At 36.8% G+C, this 21017-nt stretch carries 18 protein-coding genes; 3 read left to right on the plus strand and 15 right to left on the minus strand.

The window, feature by feature from the left end:
* The first annotated feature begins 531 nt into the window (after positions 1-531).
* Positions 532-744, plus strand: a complete 213-nt coding sequence (locus tag J0N78_RS15885; protein WP_209124096.1) for a DUF1540 domain-containing protein — start codon at positions 532-534, stop codon at positions 742-744.
* A gap of 108 nt (positions 745-852) precedes the next feature.
* Here J0N78_RS15885 and J0N78_RS15890 read toward each other — a convergent pair whose 3' ends face one another.
* The 7 genes from J0N78_RS15890 to J0N78_RS15920 all read right to left on the minus strand — a co-directional run bounded on the left by J0N78_RS15890 (position 853) and on the right by J0N78_RS15920 (position 9899).
* Positions 853-2466, minus strand: a complete 1614-nt coding sequence (locus J0N78_RS15890) for a PucR family transcriptional regulator (protein WP_209124097.1) — start codon at positions 2464-2466, stop codon at positions 853-855.
* Between the two features lie 276 nt (positions 2467-2742).
* Positions 2743-2982, minus strand: a complete 240-nt coding sequence (locus tag J0N78_RS15895; protein WP_209124098.1) for a hypothetical protein — start codon at positions 2980-2982, stop codon at positions 2743-2745.
* A gap of 44 nt (positions 2983-3026) precedes the next feature.
* Positions 3027-4484, minus strand: a complete 1458-nt coding sequence (locus tag J0N78_RS15900; protein ID WP_209124099.1) for an NCS1 family transporter — start codon at positions 4482-4484, stop codon at positions 3027-3029.
* A 219-nt stretch (positions 4485-4703) separates the two neighbouring features.
* Positions 4704-6116 carry a dihydropyrimidinase gene (hydA, locus tag J0N78_RS15905; RefSeq protein WP_209124100.1) on the minus strand — a complete coding sequence of 471 codons (1413 nt, stop codon included), beginning with the start codon at positions 6114-6116 and terminating at the stop codon, positions 4704-4706.
* A gap of 30 nt (positions 6117-6146) precedes the next feature.
* Positions 6147-7433: an NAD-dependent dihydropyrimidine dehydrogenase subunit PreA gene (preA, locus tag J0N78_RS15910; protein WP_209124101.1), complete on the minus strand. Its 1287-nt coding sequence runs from the start codon at positions 7431-7433 to the stop codon at positions 6147-6149.
* Between the two features lie 28 nt (positions 7434-7461).
* Positions 7462-8832 carry an NAD(P)-dependent oxidoreductase gene (locus tag J0N78_RS15915; protein ID WP_374193917.1) on the minus strand — a complete coding sequence of 457 codons (1371 nt, stop codon included), beginning with the start codon at positions 8830-8832 and terminating at the stop codon, positions 7462-7464.
* A gap of 176 nt (positions 8833-9008) precedes the next feature.
* Positions 9009-9899 carry a nitrilase-related carbon-nitrogen hydrolase gene (locus tag J0N78_RS15920; RefSeq protein ID WP_209124103.1) on the minus strand — a complete coding sequence of 297 codons (891 nt, stop codon included), beginning with the start codon at positions 9897-9899 and terminating at the stop codon, positions 9009-9011.
* Positions 9900-10456: 557 nt separating this feature from the next.
* On the opposite strand from J0N78_RS15920, the gene fbpA reads away from it, so the two are divergent.
* Positions 10457-10636, plus strand: a complete 180-nt coding sequence (gene fbpA, locus J0N78_RS15925) for a Fur-regulated basic protein FbpA (protein WP_209124104.1) — start codon at positions 10457-10459, stop codon at positions 10634-10636.
* 75 nt (positions 10637-10711) lie between these two features.
* Here fbpA and rlmN read toward each other — a convergent pair whose 3' ends face one another.
* The 6 genes from rlmN to J0N78_RS15955 all read right to left on the minus strand — a co-directional run bounded on the left by rlmN (position 10712) and on the right by J0N78_RS15955 (position 17381).
* The gene (rlmN, locus tag J0N78_RS15930) at positions 10712-11776 is read right to left on the minus strand and encodes a dual-specificity RNA methyltransferase RlmN (protein WP_209124105.1); all 1065 of its coding nucleotides are present in this window, start codon (positions 11774-11776) and stop codon (positions 10712-10714) included.
* 168 nt (positions 11777-11944) lie between these two features.
* Entirely contained in the window at positions 11945-13063 is a 1119-nt protein-coding gene (gene menC, locus J0N78_RS15935; protein ID WP_209124106.1) for an o-succinylbenzoate synthase, read from the minus strand.
* Between the two features lie 5 nt (positions 13064-13068).
* Positions 13069-13893: a GNAT family N-acetyltransferase gene (locus J0N78_RS15940; protein WP_209124107.1), complete on the minus strand. Its 825-nt coding sequence runs from the start codon at positions 13891-13893 to the stop codon at positions 13069-13071.
* Between the two features lie 33 nt (positions 13894-13926).
* Positions 13927-15066 (minus strand): amidohydrolase, encoded by a 1140-nt coding sequence (locus J0N78_RS15945; RefSeq protein ID WP_209124108.1) that lies wholly within the window; start codon positions 15064-15066, stop codon positions 13927-13929.
* Positions 15067-15101: 35 nt separating this feature from the next.
* Positions 15102-16481 (minus strand): YjiH family protein, encoded by a 1380-nt coding sequence (locus tag J0N78_RS15950; RefSeq protein WP_209124109.1) that lies wholly within the window; start codon positions 16479-16481, stop codon positions 15102-15104.
* Positions 16482-16529: 48 nt separating this feature from the next.
* Complete coding sequence (locus tag J0N78_RS15955) at positions 16530-17381, minus strand: MurR/RpiR family transcriptional regulator (RefSeq protein WP_209124110.1); 852 nt, start codon at positions 17379-17381, stop codon at positions 16530-16532.
* A gap of 284 nt (positions 17382-17665) precedes the next feature.
* Here J0N78_RS15955 and J0N78_RS15960 point away from each other — a divergent pair, with 284 nt between their 5' ends.
* Positions 17666-18316 (plus strand): MtnX-like HAD-IB family phosphatase, encoded by a 651-nt coding sequence (locus J0N78_RS15960; protein WP_209124111.1) that lies wholly within the window; start codon positions 17666-17668, stop codon positions 18314-18316.
* 550 nt (positions 18317-18866) lie between these two features.
* On the opposite strand, the gene J0N78_RS15965 is transcribed toward J0N78_RS15960, so the two are convergent.
* Positions 18867-19973: a PAS domain-containing sensor histidine kinase gene (locus tag J0N78_RS15965; RefSeq protein WP_209124112.1), complete on the minus strand. Its 1107-nt coding sequence runs from the start codon at positions 19971-19973 to the stop codon at positions 18867-18869.
* Positions 19966-20619 (minus strand): response regulator transcription factor, encoded by a 654-nt coding sequence (locus J0N78_RS15970; protein WP_247747368.1) that lies wholly within the window; start codon positions 20617-20619, stop codon positions 19966-19968. The genes J0N78_RS15965 and J0N78_RS15970 overlap by 8 nt, the downstream gene beginning before the upstream one ends.
* Between the last annotated feature and the right edge of the window lie 398 nt (positions 20620-21017).

The following is a 21017-nucleotide window of genomic DNA, read 5'->3' on the forward strand; positions in this document are numbered from 1 at the left end:
TCCATTATCTCTCATTTTGAAGAAGTCTTCATTAGACACAATGTCAAATATCTTAGTGAGAAAATTCCACAAAATGAATAATGAAAAAATTATTTTTATGCTAAGAAAAGCGCAAGCGCCCGTTCAGCGGCGTATGGACTGGAGCCCCACCGTATGAGATAAAGGCAACACAGAGAGCGCAAGCGATCTGATGTTAACTTATCGTAAGGAGGGGGAGCGAAGTCCACTAGACGCTGGGCGCTGCAGCTAGACAAGAAAAGCGCAAGCGCCCGTTCAGCGGCGTATGGACTGGAACCCTCCGTATGAGATAAAGGCAACACAGAGAGCGCAAGCGATCTGATGTTAACTTATCGTAAGGAGGAGAGCGAAGTCCACTAGACGCTGGGCGCTGTAGCTAGACATCCTCGAAATGTAACTTTCTTATTCTTTAAAAAAGTAAAATTACAAATGCTTAGTTTTTATTAGAGTAAAAATAGATGATTGCGGAAAAATAGTAGCAGAAAAGGATTAAAATAATAGGAGGATTTATTAATGCCTAAAGTAGAAGTTTCTTGTGCCATTTCAAATTGTTCGTTTTACGGGGAAGGGAATATTTGTACAGTAGAGAAAATTATGGTTGAACTAGATGCTCATGCTAGATATGATACAGAAATGTCTTCTGAATTAAGCGAAAAAAATCATATAGATAAAGCCGGTCATTCAGCAGAAACATGCTGTAAAACATTCAAACCTAAAAGCAAATAACTATAAACCATCAATGATTTGTTCATATCAAGTAGTCATTAAATATTTTTATCTTGAGTGTCAGGAACCTCGCCTCAATGCCTGACACTCAAATAGATTAGTTACCCTTTACATTTCATACGACGATATTTGTTCATTTCTTTCGGTCATATTTAAATAATTATAAGCGAGCAACATAAATTCTATCGCTAACCTTTTTTCTGAGTTCATGAAATCGTCTCCTAGAAGGTTCTCTAACTTTTCAATTCGGTGATACATTGTTTGCCTTACAACATATAGCTTTTTCGCGGTTTCTTGTTTTGAACCATTACATGCCAAATAAGCTTTCAACGTTTCGATCAACTTACCATTATACTTTTGGTCGTACTCTATTACAGGCTGTAAATACTCCATGACGATTTCTTGAAGGTCGCTATGTCTATTAATTAAAGACAAAATACGGTACAAATGTAAATCATCATAAAAATAGCTTTTCCCCTCTTTCGAAAGCTTATCTTGGAGTACTAGCGTTTCTTTGGCAGTAATATAGCTCATATGTATCTCACTTAAATGTTTTACAAATTTACCTACTCCAAACGAAATCGAGGAAACCTTTAATTTTTGACAATACTCAGCAGCATTAAAACGATAAAAGCCTTCAGACATTCTCGGCTTCCACGTTTTTATCGTTCGTTTATTGCCTAAAATGAAAATGATATGATGCCTAATCTCAATCGAAAATACATAAAATCCTTGTTGCTCAAAGATCGTTCGGAATAATAGCTTAAAGTATGTCCTATCTAAAGTAGATGATGGGTCGGTTAAATCAAGCTTACACGCACAAACGACTCCCCCATTTAACTTAAGATCCGGCTCTATATATGCTAAATGTTCTTTAATACCTTCATTGCTGTGATGACCTTCAAGCCAATCTGTCATCCATTCCGCTTCTTCCATTCTTCTTTTTTCTTCTACATATAAATCACGTAACAAATATTGTGCAAGAGCCGTTGTTGTACGATCAAGGATAAGCAAGTCAAATTCGTTGATCTCTTTATGCTTTGTGAGAATGACCAACTCAGCAAATTGGTTGCCTAAAATTTGGACAGGCTGACGTGCAATCGAGTTAACAGGAATGTGTTGTGCCATCTCAATTTTCTCTAGTACACTACTCCTTTCACTAACAGGTAACTCTGGAACAAATATCGTATCATCATCAAAAAAAGCGACAACTTGTACGTCCAAAAACTTTTGGAAAAACTTTAAGATGTCTTCATAATGGTTAATTTCTAAAAGCTTTTTATTCAAGTGCTGAGAGTAACTTTCTAAATCTGAAATCATTTGGTACTGTTGATTAATTAATAGTGAGTGGATATCTTGAGTAATTTGAACAAAGGCTACTTCTTGATGAAAGAGGATGACCGGAAACTGATGTTCATTCGCCATATTAATTACTTCTTGAGGAATGTTTGAAGTGTGTGTACCCATTTCAATACACAGGCCTGAAGCATTACTTTCAATTAATTGTACGAGAAAGGAAAGAAATAATGCTTTATTCTCCTTCCATCCTAACCCAGTTGTCAGAATCAATTCATGTCCATTTAGTAGCTTTTTAATATTGATCACTTCAACGACATGAACCCATTTTACATTTCTAGTCAGACCGTCTTTTCCAGCAATGACTTCTGTATTTTCAAAGTGCTTCCTGCTTAGTATTTCATTGATCGTTAAATATGATTTCATTTACTCACTTCCTCTTTACACCATCTACTTTGCAATAGAAAAAATAGGCTCTTTTCTCAAAGATTGTTGCTTTTAGCTTTTGGACCGTAAGCCAAGCGGATGCTTGGCTCTTCACGCATAGCGTGAAGGTTTTGAACATAAAATAGCCGTTCAGCCAAAAAAAATTAAGGTAACCAACTACTTCTACTTTATAACTTAATTTTCCTTTATTTTCAGAAAATTAAAAGGCAGGGGGAAAGTACCCCTGCCTTACGCTAGTTTAACTTAAAAATAACCTCAGCTTACTGATCGTTTATTTTGTTGAATGATAATTGAACTAAAGTACTTTCTAGCATCGGCCGTTATTATGTGTAACCTTTCAATCTCATTTTTGCGGCCAGTTATATCAGGTGTTTTTAATTCAAACTCGACAAACGCACCGCTTAAGTTTTCTGTGACTGCTTTGATCCGGTACCCTTGTTCAATTAGGAAATCAATTTTCTCCCTTTCTGTAATATATTGATGATATTCAGACATGTTTATCCTCCTAACAATATTAATGTAATCTACTCTACACTTGCTTATGGTGCAACTTGCTTTACCGGTTCATCCTTCTCATTTACTTCCCAATCTCTACCGACCGTTATACCTAAATACTTTTCATCACTAGGGTCTTCAATTTCAGCTTGCTTGTATTTCACAAACCACCAATACTTAGCGAGGTAGTAATACGATATTAGACCAACAGCAAACCCGACAACAAACGAATAGTTCGGTAAAAAGTATGCTACAACTCCACCTAAGCCCCAAGCAATAAAGCCTGCTGCATTAAAGCCTCTAGCATAATGGTACTGCCCTTCTTCTCGATATAAATCAGGTACATTGACTCGACGCTTACGAAGTAAATAATAGTCAGCAACTAAAATTCCAACGATGGATGATAAAATTCCACCTACAATAAGTAATGCTGGAATTATAATACCAAATAAGCTCCACGGCTGAACGAGACAACCAATGATACCAGCAGCGACTACACCTGCCCAGAAAGGAACTTTTGGTCCTCCGATATTCGAAAAAATCGTTGCCGCTGGAATTAAATTCGCTGAAATATTTGTTGACCATTGAGCAAAAACAATCATTAGTAAAAGTACCCCTAGTACAACTCCACTCGCTGCTTGTTGAAGCGCTACGACTGGATCATAGTTAGAAACCGCAATGTATGAAACCCCACCGATAATGACCATGAACGTTTGTACAATAGGAAGAGCTATTAAACTTCCAGCAATTTGTGATTTATTCCGTTTCACCCAGTTTCTCTCTAGTTTTGGTCCTTTAATAAACCGCGATATCGATGGCATGTCAGCCGCCAGTGTTCCCCAAAATCCCATATTACTCATAATGACAATCATAAATGCCGTAACAGCCGCTCCACCTGTGACTGGACTTTCTACCCATGCCCAAACGTTCCGACCTTCTGCTAAAGCTTGATCAGATAACGTTAAGTACATCCAGCCTGAAATAATGATAATAATCGGTGCAGCTAAGTCTGCAAACCGTTCAACAGCTTTAATTCCTAGTGCAGTATTAATCACTTGGACCGTTGCAAATATTAAGAAGCAGACAAACCAATTATCAAAACCAAATAACACAAATAAAATACCATTCATTGCAGTTGAACCGAAGTACGTATTAATACCAAACCAGCATGCAGCAACAAACCCACGAATAACGGAAGGAATATGAGTACCAATTGTTCCAAATGGTGCCCTCATATATACCGGAAAAGATAAACCATGTTCAACACCGATATCACCAGTCAATGTCATACATAAGCCAATAGCAATACTCCCAATAATGGTAGCTAATACAACCCAGCCTAGTGAAAGACTTTGTACACCAGAGCCGCCAATGGCAAAGGCTGCTAATACGACCGCCATTCCAATCCAAATAAACGCGAACCCAATCGATCCAATCTTTTTACCACTATGTGGTATTGGCAATAAATCTGGAGACTTGAGATGATTTTGTTTTTCCTTCATCATATCACCCTACCTCTTATTATTTTCCCAATATTCAGTTAAAAAATGACAGATCGACGATGGGTCAACTGTTTTATTTACTCCACTTAACTAACATTTAGTGGGCGATACATAACCCCAAAAAATAAATGAATTTTCACTTTATAAAGACAATTGCTCGACCATGACAGCCAGTAGCCAAGCAATTGTTATTTTATTTCTTGACCATTCAAAGCTTCTTCAATTGATGACTTTATTTGTAACATTTGACGGCGTATTGTATCGTCTTCGTTTTAAATATTGACCTTTACCTAGTTTACCAACGAACTGCTTATCACGGATAACAAACTCACCCCGCGATAACACCGATACAGGTTCTCCCGTAACTTTCATCCCTTCAAATGGATTATAATCTGCAGCCATATGGTGGAACTCTGCTGAAATCGTCCTTTCAACATTCGGGTCAAAAATAACAAGATCTGCATCTGTACCGACTGCAATAGTTCCTTTTTGTGGATATAACCCAAATAATTTAGCATTCCGAGTTGCCATAATGTCAACAAATTGGTTTAAGGTAATTCGGCCTTTTTTAACTCCTTCAGAAAAGAGAATACTTACACGATCCTCAATAATTGGCCCACCGTTAGGAATTTTAGAAAAGTCTCCTTTTCCTAAGTCTTTTTGACCGTTAAAATCAAACGAGCATTGGTCAGAGCCTAGTGTTTGTAAGTCTCCGTTTTTTAAAGCGTTCCATAGAACGTCTTGATGCCATTTTTCTCGAAGTGGCGGTGACCAAACATACTTTGCCCCCTCAAAATCAGACTTTTCTAAATACGTCTGATCAAGTACGAGGTATTGAGGGCATGTTTCACCCCACACATCATAGCCTTTTCTTCTTGCGTTAGCAATCTTTTCAACTGCTTCTGCACACGAAACATGAACTACATACAGTTGGGAATTGGCTAGCCCTGTTAACTCAACCGCTCTTCCAGTCGCTTCGCCTTCCACTTGAGGTGGCCTAGTCAGAGCATGGTAGATCGGATCGGTGTTTCCTTCTTCGAGCGCTTTGTTAACTAGATACTCGATCACATCCCCATTTTCAGCATGAACCATCACTAAGCCACCGAGCTCTTTAGCTGCAATGAGTGTTCGAAACAATGTTCCATCATCGGCTTGAAAGACGTTTTTATACGCCATAAATACTTTAAATGAGGTAATTCCTTCTTCTTCCATAACCACCGGAAGTTCTTCTAGTACATCCTCATTGATTTCACCAATCATAAGATGGAAGCTGTAATCAATAACTGCTTTATCCTTTGATTTTGCGTGCCATGTTTGGATCGCGTTTTGCATTGGCTCGCCTTTATTCGTTAAGCAGAAATCAATAACGGTCGTTGTTCCCCCAAAAGCTGCCGCAATCGTACCTGTTTCAAAATCGTCCTTTGATACTGTTCCTCCAAACGGCATTTCTAGATGTGTATGAGGATCAATTCCACCTGGAAATACATAGGAACCTTTAGCATCAATTACTTCCGCTCCACCTACTGGGAAATCCTGGCCGATCGCTGCTATCTTTCCATTATCAATGAGTAAATCCGCTTGATACGTATCTGTTGCTGTTACGATGATCCCATTTTTAACGATTTTTTTCATTCCTACGCCTCCTATTACTCTATTACTTATTTACTTGATTATATCTACTTCACAGCTTTGGACAGAGCCGATCGCCGCTTGACGCTCGTTCCAAGTCATTGGTGGCTGTTCACTTTGCAGTTCTACCATGTCAATTGCTCCATCAACAGGACAAACGATCGAACAGAGATTACAGCCAACACAGTCTTCTTCACGAACTTTTAAATAGCCGTTCCCATTACCGTCTTTTAACATATCGATACACTGATGCGATGTATCCTCACAGGCAATATGACATTTATTACAGTTAATACAAACATCATTATTGATTCTAGCAACAATTTTATAATTAAGATCAAGATTTCCCCAATCAGAATATCTTTCTACGGATTTTCCAATAATTCCATCTAGTGAAGCGATCCCTTTTTCATCTAAATAGTTTGATAGTCCCTCAATCATATCTTCTACGATTCGGAAGCCATGGTGCATCGCGGCTGTACAAATCTGTACCCCTGTTGCACCCATGAGTAAATACTCCACCGTATCTTTCCAGTTAGAGATTCCGCCGATACCTGAGATTGGTACATTAATACGTGGATTCCTCGCACATTCGGCCACCATATTTAGAGCGATTGGCTTCACAGCTGGCCCACAATAGCCGCCGTGAGCACCTTTACCCGCGACATGTGGAATTGTATTCCATGTATCAATATCGACACCTGCTAAACTGTTAATTGTATTAATCATACTAATCGCATCAGCCCCACCTTGTACCGCTGCTTCAGCAGTTACTGTAATATCAGTAATGTTTGGCGTAAGCTTAACGATGACAGGCGTTTGTGCTACTTCCTTTACCCAATACGTTTGCTTTTCGACTAATTCTGGAACTTGACCAGAAGCAGAACCCATACCTCGTTCTGCCATACCGTGTGGACAGCCAAAGTTTAACTCAAGTCCGTCAACCCCTACATCCTCTACCCGTTTTACAATCTCATGCCATTTTTCTTGCTTCGGTTCTACCATTAATGACGCAATAATCGCGTGGTTAGGGAACCTCTTTTTCGTTTCATAAATTTCTTTTAAATTAACTTCGAGCGGGCGGTCTGTAATGAGCTCTATATTATTAAAGCCGGCGACTTTTTGACCATTGAAGCTTACAGCAGCAAAGCGTGAGGATACGTTTAAAATCGGATCCCCTAATGTTTTCCAAACAGCTCCGCCCCATCCGGCTTCAAACGCACGTTGAACTTGGTAGCCTGAATTCGTTGGAGGAGCCGAGGCGAGCCAAAATGGGTTCGGCGACTTTATTCCTGCAAGATTGATTCGTAAATCAGCCATAATGAATACAACCTCCTCGATTTATACTTTACGCAGTTTCTGTTACTTGCTTAAACAATTGCTTATGGATTGCATATGCAGTTTCTTTTCCTTGTTGCGCCGCAGAAACAACCATTGCTTCTCCTTGGCCCTTGCCAAAAATAACATCTCCGCAGGCAAATACTTTTTCATTCGATGTTTGGAAGGTTTCTTTATTGATTTTTACGACTCCGGCATCATGTTCAAGACCGAATTGCTCAATCAATTGAATGTAACGTGATTGTCCAATTGCTTTAATTACAGCATCTACTTGCAAGATAAACTCTGAGCCTTCCACAGGGACAGGACGTCTTCGCCCACCTTCATCTGGCTCCCCTAATTCCATCTTAATACACTCAATGGCTGTTACTTTTCCATTTTCATCGCCAATAATTCGCTTTGGTGCAGTTAACCAGCGGAACTCTACGCCATCTTGCTTCGCAAACTCATATTCAAAGTCATAAGCTGTCATCTCAGCTTCTGTTCTACGATAAAGGATCTTCACATTTTCGGCTCCAAGGCGTACTGAACATGTCGCACCGTCGATAGCCGTGTTACCTGCACCAATAACGACTGCACGCTGTCCTACAAAACGCTCTGAAACTTTATCTTTAGTTGCTTTTACAAACTCAATCGCATCATAGACACCGTCCAGATTTTCTCCATCAATGCCGAGCTCTGGCACACTTGACATTCCGATTGCCAAAACAACAGCGTCGTAATTTTCTATTAGCTCACTCACAGCTATGTCTTTTCCTACTCTCGTATTCGTACGTATTTCTACGTCCAAGCTTTTTACTTGATCTACTTCCCAAAACGAAATCGATTGCGGTAATCGAAATGAAACAATTCCATACGTATTCAAACCACCAGCTTCTTTTTCCGCTTCGAAAATCGTCACTTGATAGCCTAAAAGTGCTAATTCACGGGCAGCAGATATCCCAGCCGGTCCTCCACCAACAATAGCTACTTTTTTGCCATTGCTCTGACCTGCTTTGAATAGTACTTGTTCATTTTTTATCGCCCAATCAGTTGCAAATCTTTGTAAATTACCGATCATAATCGGTTTTGTAGAATGATTTAGGACACAGGCCCCTTCACAAAGTTCCTCTGTTGGACAAACTCGGGCACAGCTTGCACCTATTGGATTGGATGTCATAATTGTTTTTGCAGAACCTTTTAAATTTCCTGAAGCGATTTTTTTAATAAATGTGGGGATATCTATTCCGGTAGGGCAAGCGGTAATACAGGGAGCATCATAGCAATATAGACAGCGGTTAGCCTCTTCAATTGCTTCTTGATTGGATAGGCCTGGATGTACTTCTTGAAAGTTGTTCTCTAGCTCAGATAACGATATTTGTGTAGAGTTCCTCAGATTCAATAGAAGTGCCTCCTTTACAAAATAAAGTAAAACTTTCTTCAGTCGGGAAATCTTGCTTTTTAATTTAGTTGTATTCATCTTGAGTATCCGAATGCCATGTACTATTGAAAAGATTATCTTTTTGAAACTAGAGGGTACCTTAAAGCAAAGTGGAAGGTCCCCCTTATGTTTTAATTTTACGGAAGAAGAGATGTCATTTCTTCGTATGTTTCTGGGCGGCGATCACGATAGAACTGCCAAGTGTCTCTTACCTCACGAATAAGCTTTTTATTCATTTCACCTATAATGACCTCATCTTGGTCCCGGCTTCCAATCGAAACGAAATTACCTCGTGGGTCTACTAAGTAGGATTGACCGTAAAATTCACCCATGTTCCAAGGAGCTTCTACTCCAACACGGTTAATGGCTCCAACGTAATATCCGTTCGCTACCGCATGAGCAGGTTGTTCTAACTTCCAAAGGTATTCAGATAAGCCAGCTACTGTTGCTGATGGATTAAAGATGATTTCAGCTCCTTTTAGCCCTAGTAATCTAGCTCCTTCTGGGAAATGACGATCATAGCAGATGTAAACACCAATCTTCGCAAACGCCGTATCGAATACTGGATAGCCTAAATTTCCTGGTTTGAAGTAATACTTCTCCCAGAAGCCGCACCCTTCATTACCAACTGCAACTTGAGGAATATGTTGCTTACGATATTTACCTAAATAAGATCCATCAGCGTCAATGACAGCTGCTGTATTATAATACGTTGCAATTCCTTCTCGCTCATAGATTGGTAGAACAATAACGACACCTAGTTCTTTCGCTAGTTCCTGAAAGAGTTTTGTTGTCGGACCATTCGGTATTTCTTCTGCTGCATCATACCATTTAGAATTTTGTTCAGAGCAGAAATATGGGCCATAAAAAATTTCCTGTAAACAGATGATTTGAGCGCCTTTTTCTTTTGCATCCCTAACTAGCTTTATATGTTTTTCAATCGCTTTTTCTTTATGAAGCTCAACAGGCTCATCTCCATGTACATCATTAGAAGCTTGAATTAGTCCAATTTTTACGTGATCTGACATTTGTTCATACCCCCTATATATTTCAATTCATTTATAAAGTAAAACTTCATTCGGTTTGTAAGCGTTTACATATTTTTTTGTTACACTACTCCCTACTTTTAAATTTCTATATATGTACCTCCCTTCTCTTCTAGCTCGAATATTATATGACTGAATATTTTGAAGTTTGAGTTAATTTTACTTATATTTCTAGGCTATTACACTATACAAAGTGTTAAATAGTGGCATTCATTTATTTATCATTTTGTAAAATATAGTATTATTTTATGAGGGGAATATGAAGCCACTTCTTACAACCTAGCTCTATCACTCAAACAACCATTCTATTAATATAATACTAGTTATAACACAGGATTTTTGCGAAAAATGTAATAATTTAGGTTGTGTAAAAAAATGATTGGTATAAAATCTCTCGCTTAATACAAGGTCTATTTTTGAACCTTCATAAACAATATTTCACAATTTTACTTAGGATGAAATCTTTCCAATAGTTTGACAATGATACCAAAAGGTACTACAATATAATTGAAAGCGTTTACATGAGAGGGGTTATAATAATGTCTTTTGTAACAAAAAACCTAGTCGATAAAGAACAGCTTATCGATTCCCTTATAAAAAACCAACATTATAAAATGCCTGATGGTCGTCAGTTTTATGAAGCGTCTGAGCAAGAGTTAAAGACGTTAATATGTTCACATGTCGATAATCAATATGCTTTCTGTGAGATTAACACTTAAATTTAATTTTAATCCAAATATAAAAGCCTGTATTAATGACATAAATCATTGATACAGGCTTCTTTCATATCTTCATTAGTTCTGATTTTGTTTAATTTGCTTACTTCTTAACTGTCCACAAGCAGCATCAATGTCTGTACCATGTTCTTGCCGTACAACACAATTAATACCATTTTTCTTCAATGTATCATAGAATGCCATTACCGCTTCACGTGAGCTTCTCTGATACTGACTGTGCTCATCAACTGGATTATATGGAATTAGGTTGACATAAGCTAATTTACGACGATCCCCGATGAGATCAGCAAGCTCTTGAGCATGTTCTCGTTGATCATTTACATCTTTTAATAAAATATACTCTAATGTGATCCTGCGATTTGTCTTTTCGAGATAATAATCAATCGCTTTCATTAACTTCTCAATCGGAATCGCTCGATTAATTTTCATAATTCTCGTTCTAAGCTCATTATTTGGTGCATGCAATGAAATCGCTAAGTTTACTTGTAATTTTAAATCTGCAAATTTATAAATTTTATCAGAAAGGCCACTTGTAGATACGGTAATATGTCTTGCACCGATAGCAAGACCTTTCTGATCTTTCATGATTTCTAAAAAGGAAATAAGATTGTCAAAGTTATCAAACGGCTCTCCAATTCCCATTACGACGATGTGACTTACTCTTTCATCTTGTCCTGCTTGGTCGAGATGGTGCTGAACATTCATAATTTGTTCGACGATTTCGCCACTCGATAAATCACGACTCTTCGTTAATAGTCCGCTTGCACAAAAACTACAGCCAATGTTGCAGCCAACTTGTGTTGTCACACATACAGACAATCCGTATTTATGTCGCATCAAGACTGTCTCAATTAAGTTTCCATCTTGTAATTTAAACAAAAACTTAACCGTACCATCTGCCGCCTCTTGCTTAACGTGCTCTCGTAATGTGTGAATTACAAAGTGATCTTCTAATAATTGAATACACTCTTTATTTATATTCGTCATTTCAGAGAAATCGGTTATCCGTTTGCGATATAACCAATCCCATACTTGTTGGGCACGGAACTTCTTATGCCCATGATCCATAAGCCATGACGTCAGTTGCTCTAATGTTAATCCATAGATGGATTCTTTATTCATTTCTTACCCTCTTTTCAAAACGTTAAAATTGAAATTATTCTACATCACGTAGTTTAAATTCGTATCCTATTGTCTCAAAAAAACTCGATGAAAACAAGAAAGGAGAAAAGTAAACAACAAAACCCCATTCATACTTCAACTTACGCATGTAGAAATTATTTAGCTGCACTAATTTAAAGAGGGATAAAATGACTTACTATACAAAGTCAAATCCTCAATCCTCGTTCTATTTAATTCAAAACCAATTCCAGCACTAGTAGGCACATGAATATAACCTTCTGTCATAGTGACTTCTGGTTCAATAATGTCTTGTTTCCAATAGTGAGAGGAAGGTGCGGTATCACCTGGTAGAGTAAAATTTGCAAGCGACGTTATTGCAATATTATGTGCTCTGCCAATTCCAGCCTCAAGCATTCCCCCACACCATACTGGGACATTGTTCTTTTGACATAGGTCATGAATTTTTTTAGATTCGGTTAATCCACCAACACGCCCTATTTTTAAATTGATAATTTTACAGCTTCCTAACTCAATTGCCTTTCTCGCATCTTCAACGGTGTGAATGCTTTCATCCAGGCATATCGGTGTGGCTAGCTTTGCCTGTAATTTTGCATGATCTATAATGTCATCACAATCTAGAGGCTGTTCAATCATCATTAAATCAAATTCATCTAAAGTCTGAAGATGATCAGTATCATTTAATGTATAAGCACAATTAGCATCTGCCATTAATTCAATCTTAGGAAACTCATGGCGAATCGCCTTTAATATATGATAATCCCACTCAGGCTTAATCTTTACTTTTATTCGTTTATAACCTTGTTTTAAGTAATTTTCAATTTCAAAAAGTGTGTCTCGTTCCGACCTTTTGATACCTACACTTATGCCTACTTCAACTTTATCTTTTACTCCACCCAATGCTTTTGAAAGAGGCATATTTTGTTCTTTAGCATAAAGATCCCATATCGCCCCTTCAAGTGCAGCTTTTGCATTAAAATTTCTTCGAATAGGCTTAAACCGTTCTGAAACCTCATCAGGATGTTGAATAGCAGTTTGAAAAATTAACGGAATTAAATGATCACTCATGATCTGCCAGTTGGTTTTTACGGTTTCTTCATTATATATTGGTTCTTTTATGGATACAGATTCTGCCCAACCCGATAAACCACTTTTAGAATTCACTTCAACTAGAATAAAGTCTTTATCGATTTCAGTCCCCACACTTGTTGTAAACGGGTTTAATAATTCCATTTTGATTTGCCTTAAAATAATCTGCTTAATTTCCATTTATCTTATCTCCTTGTATGCTGTTTTTCCAAGTGGTAAAAGTATTGATTTTGGTTTTCAAAGTCCCTAACGATATCATTTACAATCCAACCTAGGGATAAATAATAAGTAAAGACTTGACGTGTTACTTCTCGCCACTTAAGAGCAATAGCAAAATCTTCTTTTTTAAGTTCTTGATAATTAGAAGGAACTGGAACCCATAATTCGTTTTGATCTTGCTTTAAATCCACACTTACTGGGATTTGATAACCATTTTGATTGATCGTTTGAATGGTTAAAGGGTAATCATTGGTTTTCAGTGGGTTTTTAGACTGCATTATTGATTGCTTAGTACTCCATTCGACTAAAAAGCGATCCGAAGAAATTCCTGAATTTAATTGATCTGGTATTTCTCCATAAACATTCTCAAGGTATGTAGTACATATTGCCCCTAGTTTATGAAGATTCAAGTTCCCATTCACCGTTTCTAATGGGTCATAAGTCCATTTAATAAGATCATAGCCTTTTTCTATCGCTACTTTTTTTTGAGCCCGCTTCAGCTTTTCACCAATCCCACATTTACGATACTTAGGATGAATCCCTAAGGTATGAGAATAAAGATATATTTTTCTACCATCAAAACCTGGAAAACTATATTGGAAGCCAATTAGCTCCTCTTTTAGAAAGGCTCCCAAAACAAACCCTCCATTTTTTACAGTAGCTACGACTTGAGTGATGGGGGTAGATTCTTTATGACTCCAAATTAATGCTTCTAAATTACGGACACTTTCTAATTCTGTTATCGTTTGAAGATCTCGAACTGAGATCGATGAAAGAATAGGATTAGTCAAGGTTTCTCTCCTTCCTTCTAAAAATAGTAAGGACTACCACTGTTTTCGATCTGCTTCTATTAACAGTTGCGTCAGTATTTTTATTCCATATAATAAGGCATCTGAATTAAACGTCATGTTTGGATGATGTAATCCAGGCTTTAAGTCGCAACCTAATCCAATCATGGTTGCTGAAAGAGCAGGATTTTTCAAGGTATAAAAATGAAAGTCTTCTGCACCTGGAGATACGCAACTTGGTACTAAGTTTTCTTCCCCGAGAACTGAGACAATAGCTTTTTCAGCAAGACGTATACCTTCATCATTTTTAACAGCAGCAGGAGAATACTCCTCTACTCCTGATTCTATTTCTGTTTCAGTCAGCTTTGATACGGTTTGAATGATATGTTGGGCTTCTTCAATCAGTGTTGACATTAGATCATTGGATGCTGCTCTAAGATCAAGAGTAAATCGAGCGGTCTCTGGAATGGAATTCGATGACTCTCCAGCATGCAGTTCTGTCATTTTAATAGAATAAGAGAAATCACTCTTTATACGCAGCTTTTTAATAGCTTGTATTAATAGGGCTGCAGCTTCAATCGGATTATTTCCTGCCTCAGGTCTTGCAGCATGAGCTGGAAACCCTTTTATCACACCTTTGATACAAGCCGTTGACCCATGTAAAATTACAGGTGCAGCCTTCGAAAATGGGATCTCCATCACTGGTCGTAAATGAATTCCACCAAGAAATTTAACATTTTGAAGCACACCATCTTTCAGCATTTGCAATGCCCCCTCAGCCTTTTCTTCAGCAGGCTGAAAAATAATTCGAATGGTGTTCGTTGGAAGCGGATAATGTTCTCGTAACGTGATCGCAGTAAATAAAGCCATCGTACTATGTGCATCGTGACCACAGGAATGATTTGAACGGACAACTCCATCGACTTCTTGAACTAATGCATCCATATCCGCCCGAATCGAAATAACCTCCTCTTTCATCCCTTTAATTTCAGCAACTAAGCCAAAATGTTCGTCAAAAGTTCGAACATTAAGGCCAGCATTTAATAGCTTATTTTTAATATAAGCAGAGGTTTTTTCTTCTTTCCAGCTAGGTTCCGCAAGCTGATGCAGCTCTTGATAAGTTTGAAGAATTTCTTTTTTTTGCTGGTCAATAAAATAGTCAAGCTCCATTGACATTTAAAATTTCCTCCCCCTCACCTTAATCACTCTATTTAAAAAATTAAATGAGCAATCGCGACAACGATTGGTAAAGTTATGATCGTACGAATTAAGAAAATCAAGATAAGATCTTTAATGCTAATTGGTAGTTTAGATCCTAATAATAAGCCGCCCATTTCAGACATATAAACAAGCTGTGTGACAGAAACGCAAGCAATAACAAAGCGCGTTAACTCACTTTCGATCCCGCTTCCGATAACAGCCGGCAAAAACATATCTGCAAAGCCTACAACCATTGTTTGAGCAGCTGCTTGTGCTTCAGGTACCTGCATCAAGGTTAGGATTGGTTCAAATGGCTTCCCAAGAATCGTGAAAACCGGTGTATATTCTGCAGTAACCAACGCTACAGTTCCAATTGCCATAACGATTGGAAGTACGCCAAGCCACATATCCAAGACATTTTGACATCCATCTTTAAAGATCTTTGATACGCGTTCATTTGTTTGAGCCTTTTTTACGGCCTGATTAATTCCCCATTTCATCGTTGAAATATGAGCAGGTAGGGAATCTTCTACTTTTATTGTAGCCTCTTCATAACAAGAGTTAGCCTTTCTAGATAGCGGGGGAATTCGTGGCATGATAATGGCGGCAACGAGACCTGCAAAAATAATCGTTAAATAATAATGTATAAAATAGTTTTCTAGGTTTAAATAAGAAATAACAACGATGGTGAATGTAATTGAAACAACGGAGAATGTAGTTGCAACAACTGCTGCTTCACGCTTTGTATAATACCCTTCCTCATATTGCTTAGTCGTTAATAACACCCCGATTGTTCCATCTCCAACCCAAGATGCTAAGCAATCTAATGAAGATCGACCTGGCAATTTAAAAACAGGTCTCATAAATTTCATTAGCAAAGCCCCAAAAAATTCCAGTAACCCAAAGTTTAAAAGAAGGGGTAAAAATAGACCAGCTATAAGAAACGTTGTAAATAGTATTGGAATTAAATCATAAATTAATAGACCACCAGTATTTTCTGAAAATATCCATTCAAAACCTAATTCATAAAGAGTAATAATCGCAAAAACCATTCCTAAGAGCCTTGCTACAAACCAAAACTTACTGACATTTAATAATTTATTAAAATATACACTTTCTATAATAAATTTCGGTTTAAATACTAATGCAATGAAAGAGCCGATAACGGAAAGCGACATGACAGCTATAATAATAGTAGGAATTGCATTTTCGAGAACTGAATTGATTTGATTAGCTAGAAAGGCAACAGGAATTGTAATACCATCCTCTGAAGAGATTGGTATCATAAATAACATAATTCCGATGAGGGAAGGGATTAGAAACTTCAAGTAATCGTTGGTAGCAAATGGTTTTTCCTCAATGTTCTTCTTTACCTTAACTTGTTCATTCATTTTCATTCCACCTCTTCTTTTTATGATATAAATTCGAGCTTTTTTTATTTACTCTAGAAATAACTCTTGATCCGTATAAAGCTGTTCTAATTTTTGTTGACGCAGTGCTATGCTTTCTTTATTTTGATCCTGTATTCCGGCAATAATAATTTCTAGTAAACTGATTACTGATGCAATAGAATGGTGACCAGAATTCATATGCTCCTCTGTCGTTAGTGTAATATCCGCTAACTGACCTATAGGTGAGAGTTGTAAATTAGTGATAGAAATAACTGTAGCTAGTTGTTTTTTTGCCATGTTTACAAGATTAAGAGCTTCTTTTCTATATCTTGGGTAAGAAAAAACGATAGCGACAGAATTTTCATTTAGTTCAAAAATGTCTTCAGGGGTAAATCCATTTGGGTTTGAGAGAAATACATTTCCTCTTAATTGTTTTAAAGCATAATAAAACCAGTAGCCCGCAGCATATGAACTTCCAAATCCACCAATATATACTCTATCTGCTTTGATAATTGAATTTATAGCTTTCCACACTTCATCTCGTTTTAATTGTTTCAATAACTGCTGTAAAATAAGGACTTCCTGATCAATCACTTTCTCAAAGATATTTTCTCCATTGCCCTCTGATACAACCTCACCCTTACCAATCACTAAGTCTTTATGTAAAAGCCACTCTTCACGAAGTATTTCCTGCATTTGAGAATAACCACTAAAGCCAAGTGCATACGCTAGCCGAATGACAGTAGTTTCACTTACTCCAACCTTTCGTCCAACCTGAAACGCTGTAAGTAATACACCTTGATCCATATGCTGAATTAGATATTCAGCCACTTTTTTTTGACCAGGTGATAGCGAAGAAAACCTTTCTTTAATTGTTTTGATTAACTTTTTTTCGTTCATATTGTCTCCCCTCACTTCAAAAGAAGCATTATATACTTCTTTAATGTAATTATAATGCATTATATCCTTCAATACAATGAATATTCTAAAATTTTAAGATTCTAATTATTTAGCTTCTATAAATGGGGGTTTATTACTTATTCTTGGTTTGCGTAACACCTCTTCTTCTATAGAAAAATAAAGTCAATAATTCTTTACAAAGTTTGCGTTGTATTATGAACATTTAATTGAAAAAATAGTTATTGTACAAACTACAATACAAACTACATTAGGAGCTGAAAAACATGAATAAATGGGCATTTGTATCTGATTTTGACGGGACGATTTCCAATCAAGATTTTTATTGGTTAGTAATTGAAAAGTATTTTCCAGAAGGACGTGGACTTTTTAAGAGGTGGAAAGCAGAGGAAGTTCTAGATATCGATTTTTTACGAACCGTTTTCTCGTCGATCCATCAAGATGAACATAAAATAATTGAAGATATATTATCCATTCCAATTGATAATGGTGTTCCGGAGTTTGTTAGAAAAGTACAAGAATCCAACGGTGATTTTTATGTGTTAAGCGCTGGCACTAATTATTACATTGATCATTTATTAAAAAAACACGGGATCAAAGACGTCAAAGTCTTTTCAAACGAAGGCTACTTTCAAGAAAAAAACATTCATTTGACCATTGATGAAACACATCCACATTTTTCAAAGCGATACGGGATTGATAAGTCAAAAGTTATTCAAGAGTTAAAGAAAGAGTACGCTAAGGTCTATTTTATTGGTGATAGTGAACCAGACAGCCACCCTGCAGCTTACGCTGACTTAACATTCGCTAAAAATGGCCTGCAGGAAATGCTGCGAGAAAGAAATATTCCATACGTACCTGTAGAAACATTTAAAGAGGTCGAAAATTATTTAATGTCCAAAGGAGTTCTTGTCTGATGTTAACTCCAGTGACATTTTGGCAGACTTAGATATTATTAAACATGCACCGAAACGCTTTATTTGGGCTGGTGATCTTTTTTAATTGAATACAACGATTAATTTTTTGAGAGTTTACTATGATGCACCGTTAATAGTATGTAACAGAATAAAAATGTTCCTATAAGAGTGAGCATTTTACGCAACCCCTTCCTTACAATTATTCGAGTTAATAGTGATTAAGTTTAAAATTTAGGTAAACTTCTAATTCAACAACAGACATTTGTTGTAACTGTCTAAATATTAACAATGATTTCAGATAATTGTTATCGGGAAATATCCTGAATTTTATGTTATCCATATCCCCTATATTTGAAGAATACTGACTAAGAAAAAAGAGTAATGAATGGATATAAAAGAACTGACTACCTTACTGCAAAGGTAGTCAGTTCGAACCATAATGAAAAACCGCACTTTTTAAGATCAGGGGATTCCCTACAAAGCAATTTCATATTTTATGAAATTTTTATCCTACGCCAATTGTTCGTCTCCTTTTGTGACAGCCGCTTCCCTATTTTGGCACAATTAATGTAATCGCTGTCCCTATTCCTATTTCAGACTGAATGTTAAAATTGCCATTAATACTTCTTGCACGTTCTTCCATACTAAAAAGACCTACACCTTTTCCTAGGTCATTTTTATTAAAGCCCATTCCTTTGTCAATAATTGAAACTTCAACTGTATCGTCCTTTTCTATCAAATCCACATTTGCTTCTGATACATTTGCATATTTTGCAATATTCGTTAATGCTTCTTGGATGATTCGATAAATCGAAGTTTCTTTTTGCATAGTTAAACGATGACGCAAATTACTTTTGAAATGGACGGTAATGCCATAGTACTGCGAGAATTTTTCAATATGCCTGTGAATAGCAGGAACTACTCCAAGGTCATCTAACAAAGAAGGACGTAAATCCCAAGCCATACTTCTTACCTCTTCCATTATTCCCGAAACTTCATTACGAAGTTTCTCTATCGAAGAATAGTTTTGCTCACTCATCATCCGATCCATATGGATAATTAATGAAAAAAGACTTTGTCCTATTCCATCATGAAGTTCACGTGAAAAACGTTTACGTTCCTCTTCCTGGATTTCCATGACACGATTCATCATAACCTTAATTTCTTCTTCTGCTTTTTTTAACTGAGTCACTTCATTACGTATCGCTAAATACTGGTATGGTTCGCCGGTACGTGATAAAAAAGGAACAATCGTAGTATTCACCCAATAAAAGGATCCATCCTTAGCTTTATTTTTAATCTCGCCATGCCATACCTTTCCTGATGAGATCGTATCCCATAAGTTCTTCATAAATGCTTTGTCATGATAACCAGAATTTATAATTCGATGATCTTGTCCGATTAACTCAGCTTTATTGTACTTTGAAATCTTGCAAAATGTCTCGTTAACATATTTGATTTTACCTTTAGGATCTGTAATCGCTACAATGGAGGATTCATCTAATGCGAATCTAAGGTCTGTTAATTCTTTTAGAGAACGCTTTAATTCATCACGAAACTTATGATCTTCGATATGACTATCAATCTGAAGCAAGAGACTGTCTTCATTTTGTTTACTAACTTCATATTGACTGTCAAAGGCTCCTTCTTTAGTCAAAGTTAAGCAGTCCTTTCTTTAATGCGTATTTCACTAATTCAGGTCTAGTTTTAAATTGAAGCTTTTCCATAATATTACTCTTATGTGTTTCAACAGTCTTTACACTAATGATTAGATTCTCTGCTATTTCTTTATTAGAATAACCTTTGGCAATCCATTCGAGTACTTCTTTTTCCCGTTGAGATAGCGTTTCAAAAGACTTAGAGTTACCCCCATCTTTTAAATTGCCCATATACTCACTCATCAGTCGTTTTGTAGCTGTCGGGTTTAAGTACGCATTTCCTGTCGCTACGGATTGTATTGCTTCTAGTAACTCTTCATGAGGCGAGCTTTTCAAAATATAACCAGAAGCTCCTGCATGAATAGCATTAAAAAGGTATTCATCATCATCATGCATCGTCAATACTAGTATGGAAATTTCAGGAGCCTTCTGTTTAATTTCTGATGTAGCTTCTAAGCCCCCTTTACCATGTGGCATGCTTAAATCCATTAAAATGACATCGGGTTGTAGTTTTTGAGCCTGACGGATCGCTTCATCTCCATCTGCCGCTTCTCCAACTACCTCTATATTATTTTTTCCATTTAGGAGCATAGTTAACCCAGAACGGACCACAAGATGATCATCAACAATTAGGAGCTTAATCATACACGCCTCCCCTTTCAACTATATATCACATTAAAACTGTGTTTATAAGACTATTCTCTTTTTTATCATATAACAAATATTGTAACATTAGAAATGTATTTTTGAAGTAAGGATAAGAGACTAGCCCATATTACTGTTATAATGGGGATTGTGTAATAAATGAAATAAACCATTTAATCTAACCAAGAACTAAATCACTAACCCGACTAATGACGTCCAAAGTGAAAAGATCAATCACTTTGGATAATTTTTTTTCAACTTATGATAATTTATTTTCAAATTCAGGCCAATTATTTTCAACTTCTTGACTTTTATTTTCAACTTCTTGACTTTTATTTTCAACTTTAGATCATTTAAAGATTTCTAGACAACGTTAGACAACGTTCAACACTCTTTCG

It is taken from the genome of Alkalihalobacillus sp. BA299 (assembly GCF_017745675.1).
Classification (GTDB): domain Bacteria; phylum Bacillota; class Bacilli; order Bacillales; family Bacillaceae_F; genus Alkalihalobacterium.

Excerpts from the sequence above, each read along its gene's own strand:
- J0N78_RS15885 (WP_209124096.1), top strand. The coding sequence starts at position 532 with ATGCCTAAAGTAGAAGTTTCTTGTGCCATTTCAAATTGTTCGTTTTAC.
- J0N78_RS15890 (WP_209124097.1), bottom strand. The coding sequence starts at position 2,466 with ATGAAATCATATTTAACGATCAATGAAATACTAAGCAGGAAGCACTTT.
- J0N78_RS15895 (WP_209124098.1), bottom strand. The coding sequence starts at position 2,982 with ATGTCTGAATATCATCAATATATTACAGAAAGGGAGAAAATTGATTTC.
- J0N78_RS15900 (WP_209124099.1), bottom strand. The coding sequence starts at position 4,484 with ATGAAGGAAAAACAAAATCATCTCAAGTCTCCAGATTTATTGCCAATA.
- hydA (WP_209124100.1), bottom strand. The coding sequence starts at position 6,116 with ATGAAAAAAATCGTTAAAAATGGGATCATCGTAACAGCAACAGATACG.
- preA (WP_209124101.1), bottom strand. The coding sequence starts at position 7,433 with ATGGCTGATTTACGAATCAATCTTGCAGGAATAAAGTCGCCGAACCCA.
- J0N78_RS15920 (WP_209124103.1), bottom strand. The coding sequence starts at position 9,899 with ATGTCAGATCACGTAAAAATTGGACTAATTCAAGCTTCTAATGATGTA.
- fbpA (WP_209124104.1), top strand. The coding sequence starts at position 10,457 with ATGTCTTTTGTAACAAAAAACCTAGTCGATAAAGAACAGCTTATCGAT.
- rlmN (WP_209124105.1), bottom strand. The coding sequence starts at position 11,776 with ATGAATAAAGAATCCATCTATGGATTAACATTAGAGCAACTGACGTCA.
- menC (WP_209124106.1), bottom strand. The coding sequence starts at position 13,063 with ATGGAAATTAAGCAGATTATTTTAAGGCAAATCAAAATGGAATTATTA.
- J0N78_RS15945 (WP_209124108.1), bottom strand. The coding sequence starts at position 15,066 with ATGTCAATGGAGCTTGACTATTTTATTGACCAGCAAAAAAAAGAAATT.
- J0N78_RS15950 (WP_209124109.1), bottom strand. The coding sequence starts at position 16,481 with ATGAATGAACAAGTTAAGGTAAAGAAGAACATTGAGGAAAAACCATTT.
- J0N78_RS15955 (WP_209124110.1), bottom strand. The coding sequence starts at position 17,381 with ATGAACGAAAAAAAGTTAATCAAAACAATTAAAGAAAGGTTTTCTTCG.
- J0N78_RS15960 (WP_209124111.1), top strand. The coding sequence starts at position 17,666 with ATGAATAAATGGGCATTTGTATCTGATTTTGACGGGACGATTTCCAAT.
- J0N78_RS15970 (WP_247747368.1), bottom strand. The coding sequence starts at position 20,619 with ATGATTAAGCTCCTAATTGTTGATGATCATCTTGTGGTCCGTTCTGGG.